The following is a 2,190-nucleotide window of genomic DNA, read 5'->3' on the forward strand; positions in this document are numbered from 1 at the left end:
AGAGCTTTTTGTAAGTTTTTCTTTTCTTCTAAGTCTAGGAAATCTTTGGCTGGCATAAGTAGGATTTTTCTAAAATTACTATTTCTATTTTAGGTGGTTTAAGTGCGTTTTAGCTTATTTCTTAACATAAAGTTTGACAACAACTATGGTATAACTTCACAAGAACTTGATATTATTATTACAATAGTCTCAAAAACAATGATCGAATTAAGTCCCGCCGCCGCTAGAGAAATTGAACGTTGGAGTCAAAGCCGTTGTCTGACTGGTTCCTATCTGCGTTTGGCAGTAAAAAACGGTGGTTGTTCGGGACTTCACTATCATCTCGAATTAACCCCTATTGTGGCAGAAAACGATCGCTTTTATCAAAGTCAGGGTATTAATATTTTAGTCGATCCTGACAGCGATCGCTACCTACAAATTTTAAAATTAGACTATTCAGAAGATCTCATGGGTGGTGGTTTCCGTTTTACCAATGCCAACACCCAAAATACCTGCGGTTGTGGTCTTTCCTTTAGTGCTTAATTAACTACTCCAAATAGCCAAGACAACTAAAAGCGCATTAACCAGATAAAATGCTCCCACAATCTTGGTTTCCGTCCAACCACTTAATTCTAAATGATGATGAAAAGGAGCCATTTTTAATAATCTTTTGCCCTTGCCATCGGGTCCTTTTGTGGCTTTATAATAGATAACCTGAGCGATTACCGAAAGAGATTCCAGAAAGAACAGACCACTAATTAAAAATAATCCCCAGAGATGTCCAGTAATTAAACCCACCGCAGCTAAAGCACCTCCCAAAGCGAGGGAACCCGTATCACCCATGAACACTTTAGCGGGGTTGCGGTTATGAAAAATGAAGCCTAGACAAGCACCAGCAAAACAAGTGCAGAAAATCGCTAAATCCGGATGACTAGGGGCGATAATAAGACCTAAACCCAAAAATGCGATCGCACCAGTTCCCCCCGCTAATCCATCCACCCCATCGGTGAGATTAGTGGCGTTACTTTCAGCCACAAGGACAAATCCCGCCAAAATCCAGAAGAAAAAGCCCAAAGGAATGACTAATCGACCCCAAAGGGTGATATCGGTACTCACCTGATTGACCAACATCCAGAGGCAAAAAAGCACCGCCCCCGTTATCTGTAAAATTAACTTCATCTGGGGAGACAGGCCTTTATTCGACTTATAACGCAGAATTTGCCAATCATCTAACCAACCGATACCCATGTAAACAAAGGTCAGCAAAGCAACCACCACCACATTAGGGGCGAATTTAGACCAGATTAAAGCGAAAATAAGGGCTACTGGCACAAAAAAGCTGCCTCCCATGGTCGGGGTTCCTGCTTTCTTTAAATGAGCCTGGGGTCCATCTTCGCGCATAATCTGACCCATTTTCAAGCGCCGCAGCATCGGCACCACTTGACAACCAAGACCAGCACTGATTAATGTTGTGGCCATCAGGGGGAGTAACAGGGAATTAGTGGACTGAAAAAAAACTACTAACAGAAATAGTAATCCCGTTAGTAGAATCAGGAGATGGGTTCCAGTGGGTTTTTTAAAGATAGGGGCGGAAAAAATGTTAGCGTTCACGACTAAAGCGCCAGATAAGGGTAAAATTTGCCAAAGAAGACGGGATTAATCTTCATCTAAGACTAATTCGTCCTCGTCGTCATCATAACCGATATCATCGACATCCATGAGTTCAGATAGTTCCACATCTTCTTCGAGAGTCAGATCCGGTTCGGCGATTTTATCCCGGGGAATCATGCGATTATTTTTTTCTAACCACTCGACAATGGAAGCGTCTTTTTTTAGGGGAATAACCGCGGCCGGTTCATAGCGGGGTTCTTGACGAATAGAAGGATTAAGCATAATTACTCGACGATTAGCAGCAATCATTTCGAGTTTACCATGTCTTTTAAGGCTCTGTTGACATCCTCGCCGCCGTAAAACGGACGGCGATTCCTCACCACGCCACTTTTTTAGGGTGGTCGCGTCAATGGGGTTGACGCTTCACCGAAAAACGCTTAATTGCTTAAGTCTGACTCTTTCGACCCGTCCGTTTTGAGTGTCCGGATGCCCTCCGGCCACTTTGAACAAGTCGAAAAAATCTAATGTTCAACCTTATTTCCTAGAAAGTTTTACTCTTTCAAGGCCGAATTTGAATTCTTTTCTGAACAAAACCCCCTA

The 2,190-nt window shown here is 42.7% G+C and carries 3 protein-coding genes; 1 reads left to right on the plus strand and 2 read right to left on the minus strand.

The annotated features are described in order from the left end of the window. The first annotated feature begins 198 nt into the window (after window positions 1-198). Window positions 199-522 carry a HesB/IscA family protein gene (locus tag PX482_RS14025; protein ID WP_002760454.1) on the plus strand — a complete coding sequence of 108 codons (324 nt, stop codon included), beginning with the start codon at window positions 199-201 and terminating at the stop codon, window positions 520-522. On the opposite strand, the gene mraY is transcribed toward PX482_RS14025, so the two are convergent. Then, the gene (gene mraY / locus PX482_RS14030; RefSeq protein WP_288096246.1) at window positions 523-1,590 is read right to left on the minus strand and encodes a phospho-N-acetylmuramoyl-pentapeptide-transferase; all 1,068 of its coding nucleotides are present in this window, start codon (window positions 1,588-1,590) and stop codon (window positions 523-525) included. 45 nt (window positions 1,591-1,635) lie between these two features. After that, window positions 1,636-1,899 carry a DUF3134 domain-containing protein gene (locus PX482_RS14035; protein WP_002760451.1) on the minus strand — a complete coding sequence of 88 codons (264 nt, stop codon included), beginning with the start codon at window positions 1,897-1,899 and terminating at the stop codon, window positions 1,636-1,638. Window positions 1,900-2,190: the final 291 nt, after the last annotated feature.

The organism is Microcystis sp. M53602_WE12, from assembly GCF_030065455.1.
In the GTDB taxonomy this organism is placed as follows: Bacteria; Cyanobacteriota; Cyanobacteriia; order Cyanobacteriales; family Microcystaceae; genus Microcystis; species Microcystis aeruginosa.

What these genes read in the sequence shown, in the direction of transcription:
- PX482_RS14035 (WP_002760451.1), bottom strand. Translation starts at nt 1,899, where the DNA reads ATGATTGCTGCTAATCGTCGAGTAATTATGCTTAATCCTTCTATTCGT.
- PX482_RS14025 (WP_002760454.1), top strand. Translation starts at nt 199, where the DNA reads ATGATCGAATTAAGTCCCGCCGCCGCTAGAGAAATTGAACGTTGGAGT.